Genomic DNA, 15,571 nt, shown 5'->3' on the forward strand with positions numbered 1-15,571 from the left:
TGGCGGCGTCAGGCCGACACCCGCCGGGCCATCGCCCGCCCCGGTGTCGCCATGGCACACCGAGCAATGCTGGGCATACAGGGGCGCGCCGCGCGTTGGGTCCGGGGTGATGATCGGCGCCTGGCTGACCTCATAGGCCACCGCCAGCTTCGCCCCCAATTGCCGGGCCTGGCGGGCAACCGCCGCCCCGTCTTCACGGCCGTCGATGGCACTGCGCAGGCTGCTGACGCCGGTTTCCAGCTCGGCCTTCTCCGGCTTGGCCGGCAGATCGGCGATCAACCCCTGCAACACCCCCAGGAATTCCAGCTGTTCGCTGTACTCGGCGTCGTCGATGACCTTGCCCGCCTCGACCGTGGACGGGTAATCCGCGCCGATGTAATCGAGCAAATGCAGGGCCTTGGGCGCGCCTTCAACGGTATCGGCCAGCAGATTGGCGCTGCACAGCGCCAATAGCGGCAGCACAAGCCACGCCAGGAAACGGGAAGGGGCAATCATCAATCGTTCTCAATTGGTAATACGAAGTTACATATTGTTCACTTCCAATGAGCTTCACTCAAGCGCCATGACGCCGCGCCTGCGCCATCAACCCCGAAAAACCGGGCGCAGGCCTTGCCGGCAGGGTGTTGCGGGCCGTCGGCCAGACTTGCGCAAATCTGCCCTCGGCGCCAAAAGCCACGCCCGCTGAGCGTCGCCGCAGTCGAACGCCAGCGCAAATGCCCGAGCCAGACACCCGCACCCCGCTCCCTGATTCCGCGTACTGGCACCCACCGAATAAATGAAATTAAAAAGCCAGTACAAGGCCATCATCCGTCGCTATAATGCCGCGCCCTCGTTATCGCGACAGGGTATTGAAGCTCCTCTTTTTATGAGGAATTGGCAGGATAGCCAGCTTTCCTGTCAGTGGGTCCGTCCAGCCCTACCCGCGCGCCAGGCTGCCCAATTCAGGGAAGAAGTACCCATGGCCTCCCGCGCCCTCACCTTGTTCGCCCTCAGTGCGGCCACCCTGCTGGCTGGCTGTTCGGCGTTTCGCAGCTACGATAACGAGCTTCAGCAAACCAACCAGCAACTGGGCGCCGGCCACGTCGATGCCGCCCTGGCCCTGCTGGAAAAGAACAACCAGAGCGAAGACAAAGACCTGCTCTACTACTTCGAAAAAGGCGAGTTGCTGCGGGCCAAGGGCGACCTCAACGGCAGCCAGACGGCCTGGCGCCATGCCGACCAGGTGGTGGGCAACTGGGAAGACTCGGTCAAGCTCGACACCGACAAGTACCTGGCCCAGTTCGGCAGCTTCCTGATCAACGACAAGGTGCGGCGCTACGAAGGCTACGACTACGAAAAAGTCATGCTGACCACCCAGATGGCCCTGAACCTGCTGGCTCAGAACGACTTCGACGGCGCCCGTACCGAAATCAAGAAAACCCACGAACGTGAAGCGGTGATCGCCGAACTGCGCGACAAGGAATACCTCAAGCGCGAGGACGAAGCCGAAAAGCAGGGCGTCAAGACCGAGTACAAGGACCTCAAGGGTTACCCGATCGAGTCCCTGGACGCGCCCGACGTGGTCAGCCTGAAAAACAGCTACCAGAGCGCGTTCAGCCATTACCTGGCCGGCTTCGTCTACGAAGCCCTGGGTGAAAAAGACATGGCGGCGCCGGGCTACCGCAAGGCTGCCGAACTGCGCCCCAACACCCCGCTGCTCGAACAGGCGCTGCTGAACCTGGACGAGCCGGCCGCCGTACCGACCGTCAAGGTGTCGGGCAAATCCAAGAAGTCTTCGGCCAAGGCGGCGGCCAAGCCCGTTGCCAAGCCCGAGCTCGCCGCTGACGAAAGCGACATTCTGATCGTGGTGCAAAGCGGCCTGGCGCCGGCCCGCGACTCGATCCGCATTCCGCTGCCACTGCCCATCAGCGGCAACCTGGTGATCACCCCGCTGTCGTTCCCGGTGATCAAGCCGGACACCACCACCCCCGCCTTCACCCAGATCGCCGTGGATGGCCAGCAACAGACCCTGACCCAGCTCAACAGCACCACCGCCATGTCCCGCCGCGCCCTGCGCGACGACATGCCGGGGATTATCCTGCGCACCACCGTGCGCGCTGTGACCCGTGGCGTGGCGCAAAAGCAACTGAACGACGTCAACCCGCTGGCCGGCCTGGCCGTGGGCATCGCGTCGGCCGTGACCGAAGGTGCCGACACCCGCACCTGGCGCACCCTGCCGGACAACACCCTGGTGACACGCATGCGCGTCAAGCAGGGCGAGCACCAGATCACCCTGCCTAGCGCCCAGGGCGGCTCCCAGGTGCAGGTCAAGATCGACCGGCGCTATCAGGTCGTGACCCTGCGCGTGGTCGGCAACCAGGTATTCAGCAGCGGCCTGGCCGCCCAGGTCATGCCCAGCGCCAATAGCCAGGCTGTGATCAGCCTCAAACAACCTTAAGCGGAGACTCTCATGCGCTTCAAAATCATCGCTGTCGCCGCGCTGGCCCTTCTGGCCGGCTGCGCCACCCCTCCACCACCGGCTCCCGGCAGCGCCGCGAGCAAGGTGGTGGTGATGAACAAATTCAACAACATCGCCATTGGCGCAATGCGGGTCGCCCGTGAAAACGGCTTCCTGACGGTCAAGGTGGCGCTGAACAACACCAGCCACACCAACATGACCATGTACTACCGCTTCGTCTGGCTGGGCAACGACGGTTTCCCGGTGGCGGATGAAGAAAGCTGGAAGGTGTTCAACCTGTATGCGGCGCAAGCCACCTTCCTGCCGGCCATTGCTCCGGTGCCCCAGGCCACTGACTTTCGCATGGAAGTCAAAACCCAATAAATCGCCACCCCATCAGATTTAGAGAGCACAACCATGTTTGCACGCTTTTCTTTCCTCGCCATTGCCGCCCTGCTGGCCAGTGGCTGCGCCAATAACTCCCCCGTCCTGGGCGGCAAGAACATCGGCTACGGCGACACCAAGGCCGTGGAACTGGTGACCAACGAGTTCGGTTCCACCGACCTGCAGATGATCGCCGAGTCCATGACCCGCTCCCTGGCCCAGTCCGGGATCCTGCAGGGTCGCCCTGTGGTCCAGGTCTACGATGTGAAGAACAAGACCAGCGAGTACATCGATACCCGCGAGATCACCACCTCGATCAAGACCCAGCTGATGAAGTCCGGCACCGCCCGCTTCGCCAGCGACAACACCGCGATGCAGAGCCAGGTCGACCAGCTCAAGCTGCAGAACCAGAGCGGCCTGTACAAGAAAGGCACCGTGGCCAAGACCGGCAACATGATCGCCGCCAAATACCGTCTTGAAGGGTCGATCAGCTCGATCGTCAAGCGCAGCAGCGACTACAAGGACGTCTTCTACAAATTCAGCCTGCAATTGATCGACGTCGAGAGCGGTCTGGCCGAGTGGATGGACGAGAAAGAGATCCGCAAAACCACGGAGCGCTAAGCAATGCGTGCATGGATTGGCATCATGGCCCTGGCTTGCGCGTTTGGCGCGCAGGCGGCCCCCAAAGTTGCAGTCATGGACCTGGCGTACCAGGAACGTGTGCAGGAATACATCCACATCGTGTCGTCGCAGAACAGCTACCGCGAGGGCTATGCCAGCGCCAGCGGTTCGTCGAGCTACAACGAGATGGAGTCGAGCACCAGCTACATCGAGGAAGGTGAGCTGCGCAAGTTCACCGGTGACATCAAGGGCGAGATCCTCAAGTCCGGGATGTTCCAGCTGATGCAGGGCACACCCCACACCAGCGCGTCCACCGCCAACGTGTACGACGTGATCAAGCGCATCAAGGCCGGCAACTTCAAGGGCGCCGACTACGTGCTGTTCGGCACCCTGTCGGATATCGACTTCAACCGCGATATCAACGAGCTGGCCAACACCGACAGCTACTCGGCGGTGCTGGCACTGACCCTGGTGGCCGACTTCAGCCTGATCAACACCAAGACCTTCGAAATCACCTCGGCCTTTACCGCCATGGGTGAAGGTCAGGACACCAAGCTGGTGAACAACCGTGACGTGCGGATCTCGCTGAACCGCCCACGGGTGGTGCGCGAAGTGTCCAAGTCCCTGGGCGAAGACGTTGCCCGGCAGATGGCCGAGCAACTGGGCCGCGGCGGTTATCAGCAGCCAGGACAAGCGCCGACGCGCAACAACCTGCCGCCTGATACCCAGCCGGTGATCCTGCGCTAAACGCTCGGGCAATGAAAAAGGCGACCTTCGAGGTCGCCTTTTTTATGCCCGGCAGGTTTAGATCGCGGCTTTGCGAATGGTCGCCAGCAGCCCCGCGGCCCCGATGAACAGCCCGGCAAAGGTGCGGTTCATCCGCCGCTGCTGGGTCGGCGTGCGCAACAGGCGCAGCACTTTGGAGGCCAGGCCGGTGTAGCCGGCCATGACGATCAGGTCGACCACAATCATGGTGCCGCCCAGGATCAGGTATTGCTTGATCAGCGGCGCATGAGGATCGATGAACTGCGGCAGCACCGCCAGCATGAACACCAGGGCCTTGGGGTTGCTGACATTCACCAGGAAGCCGCGAAACACCAGGGCCAGGGGCTTGCCAATGGGGCGGATCGCCGCGTCATCGTTCAGGTCGCCGGGCAGTGCGCGCCATTGCTTGACCGCGAGGTACACTAGGTACGCCACGCCGAACCACTTGATGGCGTAGAAGGCGGTGGCGGACGCCGCGAGGATCGCCCCCACGCCGGCCGCGACGATCGCAATCTGCAACGCCAGGCCCAATTGCAGGCCCAGGGCATTCCAGTAGCCACGCCAAAAACCGTATTGCAGACCGCAGGACATCGACGCAATGGCGCCGGCCCCCGGGGAAAGGCTGATCACCCAGCAGGCGGCAAAAAACGCCAGCCACGTCTCAAGAACCATCGCGCACCTCGAATCAAATCAATCGTGGCTGCCTAAGCTAATCCTCCGACTGGCGGCTGACCATGTTTTTTTCTAGGGCGCGGGGGGTTGGGTGAGGGGTAGCTCCTGTCGCCGCTACCGCAGGCTGGGGCCGCGTTCGGGCGCTGGACACCGAAGAACCTTCGGCAGATTGCAGAGCCCCTACTTCCCACCCGTCCCGATAGGCAGCACATCATTTCCGCGCCAACGGCGCACCGAACGCTGGAAGAACAGGCTGTTGGGCACCTGCACCATGGCGCTGCCGGTGCCGGCTTCTTCCGCCTCGACCAGGGTGGTGTACAGCAGGTTGATCGCCACTACGCGGCCCTTGACCCCGGGCTTGTCGACGGTATCGACCAATTCGACGATATCCCCCAGGCGAAACGGCCCGACGGTGAAAATCAGAATCGCGCAGAGCAGGTTGGAGAGCACGCTCCACATGGCGAAGAACGCCACCGCCGCCACCGCGACAAACCCCGACAGGGCCGTCCACAGCACCGTCGCCGAAACCCCCAGGCGCTCCAGGACAAAGATCAGCGCGCTGCCCATAATCAACCAGCGCAAGCCCCCACGCAGCGGCATCAGCAACTGCGGCGGGAACGGATAGCGCTCTCCCAGGCGGGTCAGGCAGCGCGCCACGAAGCGCTGCGCCAGGTACCCGGCGAGCAGGATCAGGACGATTTGCAGGGCGATCCACAAGGGGCCGACCCACTGCGCCGGCAGCGACAATTGAAGGGCCTCCATCAGGACAGCGCCTCCAGCTCCGCCTGCATGCTTTCCAGCAGCTCCAGGGCTTCCATCCAGGCTTCTTCAAGCTCGGCTTCACGCACCTTGAGCCTGGCCTGTTCGGCCAGCAGGTCCCGCAGGTCGTTCTTGCGCGCAGGTTCGTAGATATCGCTGTCGCCGAGGCTGGCATCGATCTTCGCCAGTTTCTCGTGCAGCTTGCCCAGCTCGGCTTCGAGCTTGTCGGCCTCGCGCTTGTGCGGCGCCAGTTGCTGGCGCAATGCAGCCGCGGCCTGGCGCTGGGCTTTCTTGTCGGTCTTGTCCGGGTTGACCGGCGTCGTGCTGACCGGGGCGTTGCGCTGACGGTAATCCACCAGCCAGCGGGTGTAGTCGTCGAGGTCGCCATCGAACTCTTCGACCTTGCCGTCGGCCACCAGGTAGAAGTTGTCGGTGGTGCTCTTGAGCAGGTGGCGATCGTGGGAGACCACCAGTACCGCGCCGCTGAACTCCTGCAACGCCATGGTCAGCGCCAGACGCATTTCCAGGTCCAGGTGGTTGGTCGGTTCGTCGAGCAGCAGCAGGTTCGGCCGCTCCCAGGCGATCAAGGCCAGGGCCAGGCGGGCTTTTTCGCCGCCGGAGAAGTTCAGCACCGGCTCATCGATCCGCGCGCCACGGAAGTCGAAACCGCCGAGGAAGTCGCGCAGGGTCTGCTCGCGCTCGGTGGGCGCCAGGCGTTGCAGGTGCAGCAGCGGGCTGGCCTTGGCGTCGAGGGAATCCAGCTGATGCTGGGCGAAATAGCCAACCACGGTGTTTTCACCCCGGGTCAGGCGCCCGGCCAGCGGCTCGAGTTCACCGGCGAGGTTTTTGATCAGGGTCGACTTGCCGGCACCGTTGGGGCCCAGCAGGCCGATACGCGCACCCGGGGTCAGTTGCAGCTTGACCTTCTCCAGCACGGTCTTGTCGCCATAACCCAGGCGAGCATCGGACAGGTCGATCAAGGGGCTGGAGATCTTGGTCGATTCGCGGAACACGAAGTCGAACGGCGAATCGACGTGGGCGGCAGACAACTCTTCCATCCGCTCCAGGGCCTTGATCCGGCTCTGGGCCTGGCGCGCCTTGGTGGCTTGGGCCTTGAACCGGGCGATGTAGCTTTCCATGTGCGCGCGCTGCGCCTGCTGCTTCTCGTAGGCCTGCTGTTGCTGGGCCAGACGCTCGGCACGGGCGCGTTCGAACGCGGTGTAACCACCCCGGTACAGGGTGATCTTGCGCTGATCGACGTGGGCCACGTGGTCGACCACGGCATCCAGGAAGTCACGGTCGTGGGAAATCAGCAGCAAGGTGCCCGGGTAGCTCTTGAGCCACTCCTCGAGCCAGATGATGGCGTCGAGGTCCAAGTGGTTGGTCGGCTCATCGAGCAACAACAGGTCCGATGGACACATCAGCGCCTGCGCCAGGTTCAGGCGCATCCGCCAGCCGCCGGAGAAGTCGCCGACCGGGCGGTCCATCTGCTCGTTGGTGAACCCCAGGCCGGCGAGCAACTTGCGCGCCCGGGCATCGGCGGTGTAGCCGTCGGCGCTGTCCAGCTCGGAGTGCAGGCGGGCCTGAGCGGCACCGTCATGGGCCGCCTCGGCGTCGGCCAGCTCACGCTGTACCTGGCGCAGGCGCAGGTCGCCATCGAGCACGTAGTCGACCGCCAGGCGCTCCAGCGTGTCGACCTCCTGCCGCATATGGGCGATGCGCCAGTCGGCAGGCAGGAAGCAGTCACCGGAATCCGGGTGCAGCTCCCCGCGCAGCAAGGCGAACAGGCTGGATTTGCCGGCGCCGTTGGCACCGATCAGGCCGGCTTTGTGGCCGGCGTGCAGGGTCAGCTCGGCGTCTTCTAGCAGACGTTGCGGACCACGCTGTAAAGTCAGGTTCTGAAGTCGAATCATAATGGCGGCGGAGTCTACCAGCTTCGCTCGCAACTGGCGCGAGTAGCAATATGTCCTCTGACCTGTGGAGCTACACCCTCAAGACCTACGCCCGCCCCGGCGTGGAACCGGCCTGCCTGCGCTTGCAGGCGGCTGGGGCCAACGTGTGCCTGCTGCTGTGTGCGGCCTGGCTGGGTGAGCGCGGGGTGGCCTGCAACAGTGCACGCCTGTCACAGCTGCACGCGCTGGCTGCGCCCTGGCATGACGAGGTGGTGCAGCCGCTGCGCCAGTTGCGCACAGGCTGGCGCCAGGCGGCCAATGACGACCACGAGTTGGGAGCGTTGCGTGAACAGGTGAAGGCTCTGGAGCTGCAAGCAGAACGGCAGCTGCTGCTGCGCCTGGAAGCACTGACGAGGGATTGGCCGCAGGCTGAGGCCGAAGATTTATGGCCTTGGGTGCAAGGTCTGGCGGCCGAAGCCGCCAACCTTGACCGCGATGCGCTGCAGTCGCTGCGCGTCGCGGTGACCGACGCTTAAGAGGCGCTGGTTGGCGTGGTGCTGCCGGCAGGGGCGCTGGCTGGCGTTGCCGATGTTGGCGCAGCTACTGGAGCAGGTGCCGCCGGTTTGGCTGCTGGAGTTGCCGGAGTCGCAGGCTTGGCGGCCGCTGGAGCGGTGGCTGGCTTGGCTGCGGGCTTGGCGGCAACCGGCTTTTTCACGGCAGGTTTTGCAGCAGGCTTGGCGGCTGGTTTTGCAGCGGGTTTGGCAGCAGCGGCAGCAGCAGGTTTGGCTGCTGGTTTAGCCGGTGCCTTTGCCGCAGCAGGTTTGGCCGCTGGTTTAGCTGGGGCCTTTGCCGCAGCAGGTTTAGCCGCTGGCTTGGCCGCGGGCTTGGCTGCTACTGGTTTGGCGGCAGGCTTGGCCGCTGCGGGTTTGGCTGCGGCGGTCTTGGCGACCGGTTTAGCCGCAGGCTTGGCAGCGGGTTTAGCGGCAGGTTTTGCAGCTGCGGTTTTGGCAGCCGGCTTGGCGGCAGGTTTTGCAGCAACCGGTTTAGCGGCGGCCGGCTTGGCAGCCGGTTTGGCAGCTGCGGTTTTAACAGCCGGTTTGGCGGCGCTGGCGGCGACTGGTTTTTTTGCGGCGGGCTTGGCTGCTGGCTTGCTCGCAGCTTTGGCCGCGGGTTTTGCCGCAGGCTTGGCGGCTGCCTTGGCCGGCGCCTTGGCTGCAGCTTTGGCAGCAGGTTTCTGCGCAGGAGCAGCAGGTTTGGCTGCACGCGAGGTGAGCGCCTTGGCCACGGCCTCTTTCACACGACCAACACCCTGGGCCAGTTTCAGACTTTCCTGGGCATCGCGTTTGAGTTGCAGAATGTAGGAACGGGTTTCGGATTGACGCGCCTTCAGCGCATCCAGCAGGTCTTCAAGTTCTTTCACTGCGTCCTTGGCCTTGGCTTGTGCCTTGGCCTTGCCGGCCGCCGCGGCGTCCTGCAATTTGGTGCGCGATTTGTGCAGTTTTTCTTGTGCCTTGCCCCGTTGTTTTTCCAGCTTGGCGAGCAGTTTTTCAGCATCAGCCAAGGCTTGCGAACAAGCGTTTTCCAAATGTTCGAGCAAGCTGCCCGAAAGCTGTTGGAGCAAATGCAACGGAGTGTTTACAGGCTTCTTATTCGCCGACATGGGTTACCTCCTGGCTGACGTGAGTTGCGGCTCATACTAGACCTCTGCTGCTACCGCCGCTAGGTCATGTTGACAGTATCGAAAGCCCGGCGTTGCAGCCGATTGAAAATGTTGTCCCGCCTCTGCAAAGTTGCCCTGCAGCCGCCTCCCTCACACTGGCATAATCCACACCCTCTCAGGCTGGAGAACGCCCATGTCGCGTTACCTTTTTTTATCGTTGAGTCTGCTCTTGCCGCTGGCCCAGGCTGGCGAAAAAGCACCGCAAAACGACACCCGCGATCTCGCCTACAGCCTCGGCGCCAGCCTCGGCGAAAGACTGCGTCAGGAGGTGCCCGACCTTGAGCTGCAAGCCCTGGTGGACGGTTTGAAACAGGCCTACCAAGGCAAGCCGCTGGCCCTTACCGATGAGCGTATCGAGCAGGTGCTCGCGCAGCACGAGGCCCAGGTCAGCGCACAATCGGCCAAGCCCCAGAGCGAAATTGCCCTGGAGAAAGAACAGCGTTTTATCAGCGAAGAAAAAGCCAAGCCAGGCGTTCGCCCATTGGCAGACGGCATCCTGCTCACCGAACTCGTTCCCGGCAGCGGCGCCAAGGCCGGGCCCAATGGGTCGGTGCAGGTTAAGTATGTCGGGCGCTTGCCCGATGGGACGGTGTTCGACCAGAGCAACCAGCCTCAATGGTTTCGTCTCGACAGCGTGATTGCCGGTTGGCGCAGTGCCTTGCAACAGATGCCGACGGGCGCCAAATGGCGCTTGGTCATCCCCTCGGCCCAGGCCTACGGCGCCGACGGTGCGGGAGATCTGATCGAGCCTTACACACCGCTGGTGTTCGAGATCGAATTGCTCGGCGTCAGCGGCTGAGGCACAGAAACGAAAAACGGCGCGCCATGCGCACCGTTTCTTTAACACCCTGGCCGGGAATCAAGCCTGGGCGACGATCTCTTCCTTGTGCGCGTTGTGCAGCACTTCAATCAGGCAGTCTTCCAATTCGAAGCGCTCATGCAACAGACCGCCGAGCTCCTTGAATTTCTCGGCAACACACTTGCCCTCGTCACACAGATCATTGAACGTCAGGAGCTTTTCAGTGATCACGTCAATCCGTGGGTAAATGGTCTCGGCCAACTCCAACCCGCGCTTGTCGCCAAAGGCTTTGGCTTCGCTGGTCAGTTGCTCGTAGATTTCGAAGTGCCCGGCCGAGACGTAATCAACCAGGATTGCGCAAAACTCCTGCAGCAGCGTGCGATTCTCAGCCAGCGCTTCGGGCTCTGCGCCGAGAGCATCATAGGCCCGAACCAGTTCGTGACGTGCCTGCAACCAGCGATCGATCAGCAGATGCACTCCACCCCAGCGTTCCTGAGCATTCTGACAACTTTCGAGCATGGTGATCTCTCTTCCCTTATGGGTCATGCCGGCCCTGCTCCTGACCCATGACTTGAAAGCTCAAGCCCCAGCAGGCGGAACGGCATCGAACAACAGATAGCTTTGACACGTGCGGGCCAGATTATGCCCGCGCGACAACTGCTTCAAGGTACGCAGGAGATAAAGTTCATACAAGTGTTTAATCGGCTCCAGTCACCCAAAACCTGACTTAGGGCAAGACCGGCCGCCGCCGAGCCAGGCGCAGCAAGCGGTAGACGCTCAAAACCAGCATTGCAGCGAACACCAGCAGGCTCCACTCCGGCGCGCTCATGTCGACCAGGGTCCAGGTCACGTCAGCGCAGTCCGAGGTGCCCTGGAAGACCAATTGCAGCGTGCGCGCCGCGCTCATGTTCCTGAGCATGAAAGCAATGTCCGGCAAGCACGCCAGCAACTGATCCGAGGCGACATTCTGCAGCAACACATGCCGCCCGGCGGTCAGCACCCCACCCAGGCTGCTCAGCAGATTCAACACCCAATAGGCACGACTGCCCTGGCGCCCGGGACCGTGCACGGTGGCAACCAGACTGACGACGGTAAACAGCAGGATGAAAAAGCGTTGCACGCTCCACAGCGAGCACGGCTCGAGGCCCACCCCATATTGCAGGTGCCACCCGGCCCAGGAGGCCAGGGCGCCTACCGCAAATACCAGGGAAAAAAGCGAGCGTGAGCCGGCCAGCGACATGATGTATCCGTTACGCAAGAAACAGGCAGTCACGGTAGAGAAAGCGCACGCACCTTTCAAGAAGCGCCATGCGTCAGTTCCAGGCGAATCGGCCCAAAGTGATTGAACCGTTGATTGAAAACAGCCTGACCGGCTCCTCGCAGAGCCGGCCGGCAGGCCGTCAAACCCGAGCAGGAACGGGCAAGGGTGCGGCCAGCAAGCGCTCGTCGAGCATGCCCAGGCCTTCCTGGAACAGCTGATTGCTGCGCTCGGTATCACCCAGTTGGGCCAGCAACCGCGCCAACTCGGCACAGGCTTCGGGATTGCGCTGCACCCGCAGGCTGCTTTCCAGATAATCCCGCGCCTTGCCCCACAGGCTGTTCTGCAGGCACAAGCGCCCCAGGGTCAGCAGCAGGCTCGGGTCATCCGGATGATCCTTGAGCCAGTGTTCGGCCGCTTGCAGCTGACGCGAAGGGTCAGCCCCGCGCAACAGACCATAGAGACGTGCCAGATGGCTGTCGTACTTGCGCTTGAGCGCGCTACGCAGCACTTCCTCGGCCTGAACCTCGGCGCCCAGTTGGCGCAGCTGGTCGGCGTACGCCAGCACCAGTTGCGGCTCCTGGCGCTGGGCGGAGGTGAGTTGCTGCCAGGCTCGGTCCAGGGACTGCAGGCCTATCGCACCGTCTTCTTCGCGGCGCCCGGCCAGGGTCAGGTTCTCGCCCCAGGCCCGACGCTCCAGCTCGACCAGCTCGGCGGGCGGCAGGACCTTGTCCTTGCGCAGCTCGGGCAGCAGGCGGATCAGCGCCGACCAGTCCCCGCGCTGCTGATGCAAACGCTGCAATTGACGCAGCACTTGCACGCTGTGGGGATGCCGCTCGTGCATGGCTTGCAGGGTGGTCAGCGCACCGTCGGTGTCGCCACGGTCGGTCTGCAACTGCGCGTGACTCAGGGCCACCGCCAGTTCGGCCTGGGGCTGACGCTCCAGGGCGCGCTCCAGCAGGCTGTCGCATTCCTCATAGTGACCCAGCTCATTGGCCGCCCGCGCCGCGCCAAGGTAGTACAGCAGCGGCTGACGCTCGGCTTCGGCTGCTCGGTGCAGGTGCCGCTGGGCACTGGCCCAACGCCCTTCGGCCAGGTCCATCTGGCCCTGCTCGATGGCGATCTGCACCCGACGGCTGCGATTGCGGCGCGACCAGGGGTTGACCACACCACTGGAGGCGGCCACCAGTTCGATCAGCACCTTGATGCCCCACACGGCCAGCCAGATCAGCGCCACTACAGCCAGGGCTGCCCAAAAGCTCGATTGATAACGGAAGCTGCTGTAGGCGATCAGTACGTAACCCGGATGCTCGGCAATCGCCAACCCCAGCAAGCCGATGGCCGCGACCACCAGCAGTACAATCACATACACGCGCTTCATGGGCTGGTCTCCTGCGCCGTGTTGGCGGCAGGTTTGGCCGCTGGCTTCAGCGACTCATTGACCCGCAGGTTACGTCGCTCCAGGTACGCCTGGACGGTGTTCAGGGTCTCGGTCAGGTCCGGCGTCACCACCTTCACCGGTTGTTTGCCGACCTCGACTATCTGCTCCAGCATCAGTTTGCTTTGCGGATTGTCCAGGCTGAAATTGCTGGTGAGCACGTCACGGGCCTCGGCCAGGGCCTGGGCGTAAACCTCTGCCTCGCCATTGAGCGCCGCCCACTGCGCCTGCTCCAGCGCCAGGCTCAGCGCCAGGCGCACCTGGGTCAGGCTTTGCCCGGCCAGCAGCGGCTGGATGTTCTTGTCGGCATCGAAGTCGATGCGAATGTAGCGCGAGATCTGATCCCACCAACGTGCCCAGCGGCTGGCGCCATCGCCATCAGCCGGCAGGTTCGACGATTCGGCACTGGGGTGAAATTCCGGCGCCAGGGCGGTGAGCTGCAGGACCTGGCCGCGCAAGGCGCCCAATTGCAGGAACAATCCGGTACGATCCGGCTGCTTGACGCTGCGCAAGTCGACCACACTCTTGGCCAATGCGTCGCGGGCGGCGAAGGCACCCGAGTCGTCCTGCTCGCCGAGGATCTTATCGGCGCCCTCGACCAGGGCCCGCGCGCTGTTGACGTCCTGCAATGCCGAAAGGCGCAGGCTGGCCAGGCGCAGCAGATGCTCGGCCTCGGCCAGGCGCCAGTCTTTACGGCTGGCACTGAGCACGGTCTCCAGGCGTTGACTGAGGTGTTGTTGATCGCGCTGCAATTGCGCCACCAGGTTGCGGCTGGCTTCCAGCTCATTGGCCGGCGGCAGTTGGTCCAGGCGCGTGCCCATGCGCTGCTCGCTGAGCTTCAGGCCCTGCGCCTGGTCACCCAGGGTTTGCAGTTGCGCCAGTTGCTGCTGGTTGAGGGCTTGCAGGTTGCGCACCTGCCACACGCCCCAACCACCGGCGGCGACACCCACCGCGCCCAGCAACAGGGCCAGAACCGCCAACCCGTTACCGCGACGCTGGGCGACTGGGGTTGCGGGTTCAGTCGGGGCTTTGAGCGCCGGCTGGACTTGATCTTCAGGCAAGGTCGTTTCGCTCACGTATCCATCCTTTGCATTAGAGAACGGGCACGGGTTGCTCCCGTAACGCCGTTAGCAAGGCCGCGGCACTGGCGCCACGACAATCCACAACTGTTTGGGCCCCGGCAGCACGCGCCATCTCGGCGACCCGTGGGCTTGGAACAAACAACGGCAACTGCGCCAATTCGTCCCAGGCCGCGCCCGCCATTTGATGCAGGTGCGTAAAACCCTGTCCACTGCTGACCACCAGCCCGTTCAAGCGTTCCGCTCGAATACGTTGTACCAGGCTGCCGTCGGCATAAGCGGGCAGGCAACGACGATACAGTTCCAAGTAATCGACACTAGCACCTTGATTGCCCAAGCGCTCAGCCAGCAGCTCGCGCCCGCCTTCGCCACGCACGATCAGGACCTGCGGCTCGGGGCGGGCAATAGCCTCGCGCAACTGGGGAAGCTCAAGCAAGGCTTCGCTGTCATCGCCCTGTTCCGGGTAGAACACCTCAAGGCCGTGGTCAGCGAGAATTTGTGCGGTGGCCGCTCCCACGCTGAACCAGCGCTGGCGAGGCGGATGTGGCCAGAACTGCTGGAGCAATTCAATTGCCAGGCGTGCGGCCGGCTTGCTGACCACGATCACGGCGCAGTAGCGCTGCAGTTGCAGCAGCGTCGCGCGCTGCGCCTCGCCCAGCGCCAGGGGCTCTATCTCCAACAGTGGCAGGCTGCTGCTGAAACACCCCGCATCTGCCAGAGTCGCGGCCAACGCCGCCGACTCTTCCGTCGGCCGGGTCAGCAGCAGACGCCAGCCGGTCACTCTTCGCCAGCCTCGCCATAGACTGCACGCAGGATGTCGTCGGCGCCCTGGGCCAGCAGCTCTTCCGCTACCTGCACCCCCAGCTCGGACGCCGCAGCACGCGGGCCACGGGCTTGCGCGCTAAGCAGCAGGCCACCACTGGGTTCGCCGACCAGGCCACGCAGCCAGATCTGTTCGCCTTCAAGCACGGCGTAGCATGCAATCGGCACCTGGCAGCCGCCATTCAAGTGTTTGTTGAGGGCACGCTCGGCGGTCACGCGGGTCGCTGTATCGGCGTGGTGCAGCGGTGCGAGCAGCTGGTGGATCTCGCTGTCGGCGGTGCGGCATTCGATGCCAACCGCGCCCTGGCCACCGGCCGGCAGGCTGTCATCGACACTGATCGAGGAGCTGATGCGATCTTCAAAACCCAGGCGGATCAGGCCGGCGGCAGCCAGGATGATCGCGTCGTACTCGCCGGCATCCAGCTTGGCCAACCGGGTGTTGACGTTGCCACGCAGAAAGCGGATCTGTAGGTCAGGGCGGCGGGTCAGCAACTGCGCCTGACGACGCAGGCTGGAGGTGCCGACGACGCTGCCCTCGGGCAATTGCTCAAGGCTGGCGTAGGTGTTGGAAACAAAGGCGTCGCGCGGGTCTTCGCGTTCGCAGATGCAGAACAGGCCCAGGCCTTCGGGGAAGTCCATGGGCACGTCTTTCATCGAGTGCACGGCGATGTCGGCCTGGTTCTCCAGCAGCGCGGTTTCCAGTTCCTTGACGAACAGGCCCTTGCCACCGATTTTCGACAGTGGCGAATCAAGCAGCTTGTCGCCGCGACTGACCATGGGCACCAGCGTCACCACGAGACCCGGGTGGGCCTCTTCGAGACGGGCTTTGACGTATTCGGCCTGCCACAAGGCCAGGGCACTTTTGCGGGTAGCGATGCGGATCTCGCGAGAGGACATGGATCAATCCGTACTGAATAGATACGGC

General features: G+C 63.5%; 17 protein-coding genes. 6 read left to right on the forward strand and 11 right to left on the reverse strand.

What is annotated here, in order from left to right; translation table 11 throughout:
- Positions 1 to 495 (reverse strand): c-type cytochrome (locus tag CF161_RS07455; RefSeq protein ID WP_020295953.1); only part of this gene is annotated, 495 nt, incomplete at its 3' end.
- A 463-nt stretch (positions 496 to 958) separates the two neighbouring features.
- Here CF161_RS07455 and CF161_RS07460 point away from each other — a divergent pair.
- From CF161_RS07460 to CF161_RS07475, 4 genes are read left to right on the forward strand one after another with little or no spacing between them, the layout of a single operon-like run.
- Entirely contained in the window at positions 959 to 2,437 is a 1,479-nt protein-coding gene (locus CF161_RS07460) for a COG3014 family protein (protein ID WP_020295954.1), read from the forward strand.
- A gap of 12 nt (positions 2,438 to 2,449) precedes the next feature.
- Positions 2,450 to 2,821 carry a YcfL family protein gene (locus CF161_RS07465; protein WP_020295955.1) on the forward strand — a complete coding sequence of 124 codons (372 nt, stop codon included), beginning with the start codon at positions 2,450 to 2,452 and terminating at the stop codon, positions 2,819 to 2,821.
- Between the two features lie 33 nt (positions 2,822 to 2,854).
- Positions 2,855 to 3,442 carry a penicillin-binding protein activator LpoB gene (gene lpoB, locus CF161_RS07470; RefSeq protein ID WP_020295956.1) on the forward strand — a complete coding sequence of 196 codons (588 nt, stop codon included), beginning with the start codon at positions 2,855 to 2,857 and terminating at the stop codon, positions 3,440 to 3,442.
- Positions 3,443 to 3,445: 3 nt separating this feature from the next.
- Positions 3,446 to 4,189: a hypothetical protein gene (locus tag CF161_RS07475; protein ID WP_020295957.1), complete on the forward strand. Its 744-nt coding sequence runs from the start codon at positions 3,446 to 3,448 to the stop codon at positions 4,187 to 4,189.
- Positions 4,190 to 4,246: 57 nt separating this feature from the next.
- On the opposite strand, the gene CF161_RS07480 is transcribed toward CF161_RS07475, so the two are convergent.
- The 3 genes from CF161_RS07480 to abc-f form a co-directional block, all read right to left on the reverse strand.
- Positions 4,247 to 4,879 (reverse strand): LysE family transporter, encoded by a 633-nt coding sequence (locus CF161_RS07480; RefSeq protein ID WP_020295958.1) that lies wholly within the window; start codon positions 4,877 to 4,879, stop codon positions 4,247 to 4,249.
- Between the two features lie 180 nt (positions 4,880 to 5,059).
- The gene (locus CF161_RS07485; protein ID WP_020295959.1) at positions 5,060 to 5,641 is read right to left on the reverse strand and encodes a mechanosensitive ion channel family protein; all 582 of its coding nucleotides are present in this window, start codon (positions 5,639 to 5,641) and stop codon (positions 5,060 to 5,062) included.
- Complete coding sequence (gene abc-f / locus CF161_RS07490) at positions 5,641 to 7,551, reverse strand: ribosomal protection-like ABC-F family protein (RefSeq protein WP_020295960.1); 1,911 nt, start codon at positions 7,549 to 7,551, stop codon at positions 5,641 to 5,643. Before abc-f ends, CF161_RS07485 begins: the two co-directional genes overlap by 1 nt.
- Positions 7,552 to 7,601: 50 nt before the next feature.
- Here abc-f and CF161_RS07495 point away from each other — a divergent pair, with 50 nt between their 5' ends.
- Positions 7,602 to 8,066: a TIGR02444 family protein gene (locus CF161_RS07495; RefSeq protein WP_020295961.1), complete on the forward strand. Its 465-nt coding sequence runs from the start codon at positions 7,602 to 7,604 to the stop codon at positions 8,064 to 8,066.
- Here CF161_RS07495 and CF161_RS32105 read toward each other — a convergent pair.
- Positions 8,063 to 9,190 (reverse strand): AlgP family protein, encoded by a 1,128-nt coding sequence (locus CF161_RS32105; protein ID WP_020295962.1) that lies wholly within the window; start codon positions 9,188 to 9,190, stop codon positions 8,063 to 8,065. The genes CF161_RS07495 and CF161_RS32105 overlap by 4 nt on opposite strands.
- A 193-nt stretch (positions 9,191 to 9,383) precedes the next feature.
- Between CF161_RS32105 and CF161_RS07505 the strand changes: the two genes are divergently transcribed.
- Entirely contained in the window at positions 9,384 to 10,049 is a 666-nt protein-coding gene (locus CF161_RS07505) for an FKBP-type peptidyl-prolyl cis-trans isomerase (protein ID WP_020295963.1), read from the forward strand.
- A gap of 60 nt (positions 10,050 to 10,109) precedes the next feature.
- Here the strand turns inward: CF161_RS07505 and CF161_RS07510 are convergent, their stop codons facing one another.
- The 6 genes from CF161_RS07510 to hemC all read right to left on the reverse strand — a co-directional run bounded on the left by CF161_RS07510 (position 10,110) and on the right by hemC (position 15,543).
- The gene (locus CF161_RS07510; protein ID WP_020295964.1) at positions 10,110 to 10,568 is read right to left on the reverse strand and encodes an Rsd/AlgQ family anti-sigma factor; all 459 of its coding nucleotides are present in this window, start codon (positions 10,566 to 10,568) and stop codon (positions 10,110 to 10,112) included.
- 208 nt (positions 10,569 to 10,776) lie between these two features.
- Positions 10,777 to 11,289 (reverse strand): disulfide bond formation protein B, encoded by a 513-nt coding sequence (locus CF161_RS07515; protein WP_020295965.1) that lies wholly within the window; start codon positions 11,287 to 11,289, stop codon positions 10,777 to 10,779.
- A 160-nt stretch (positions 11,290 to 11,449) separates the two neighbouring features.
- Positions 11,450 to 12,688, reverse strand: coding sequence for a heme biosynthesis protein HemY (locus CF161_RS07520; protein ID WP_020295966.1), 1,239 nt, complete (start codon positions 12,686 to 12,688; stop codon positions 11,450 to 11,452).
- Positions 12,685 to 13,821 (reverse strand): uroporphyrinogen-III C-methyltransferase, encoded by a 1,137-nt coding sequence (locus tag CF161_RS07525; RefSeq protein ID WP_020295967.1) that lies wholly within the window; start codon positions 13,819 to 13,821, stop codon positions 12,685 to 12,687. Before CF161_RS07525 ends, CF161_RS07520 begins: the two co-directional genes overlap by 4 nt.
- 16 nt (positions 13,822 to 13,837) lie before the next feature.
- Positions 13,838 to 14,605, reverse strand: a complete 768-nt coding sequence (locus CF161_RS07530) for a uroporphyrinogen-III synthase (protein ID WP_020295968.1) — start codon at positions 14,603 to 14,605, stop codon at positions 13,838 to 13,840.
- Positions 14,602 to 15,543, reverse strand: coding sequence for a hydroxymethylbilane synthase (gene hemC, locus CF161_RS07535; RefSeq protein ID WP_020295969.1), 942 nt, complete (start codon positions 15,541 to 15,543; stop codon positions 14,602 to 14,604). Before hemC ends, CF161_RS07530 begins: the two co-directional genes overlap by 4 nt.
- Positions 15,544 to 15,571 lie beyond the last annotated feature (28 nt).

It is taken from the genome of Pseudomonas sp. CF161 (assembly GCF_000416215.1).
In the GTDB taxonomy this organism is placed as follows: domain Bacteria; phylum Pseudomonadota; class Gammaproteobacteria; order Pseudomonadales; family Pseudomonadaceae; genus Aquipseudomonas.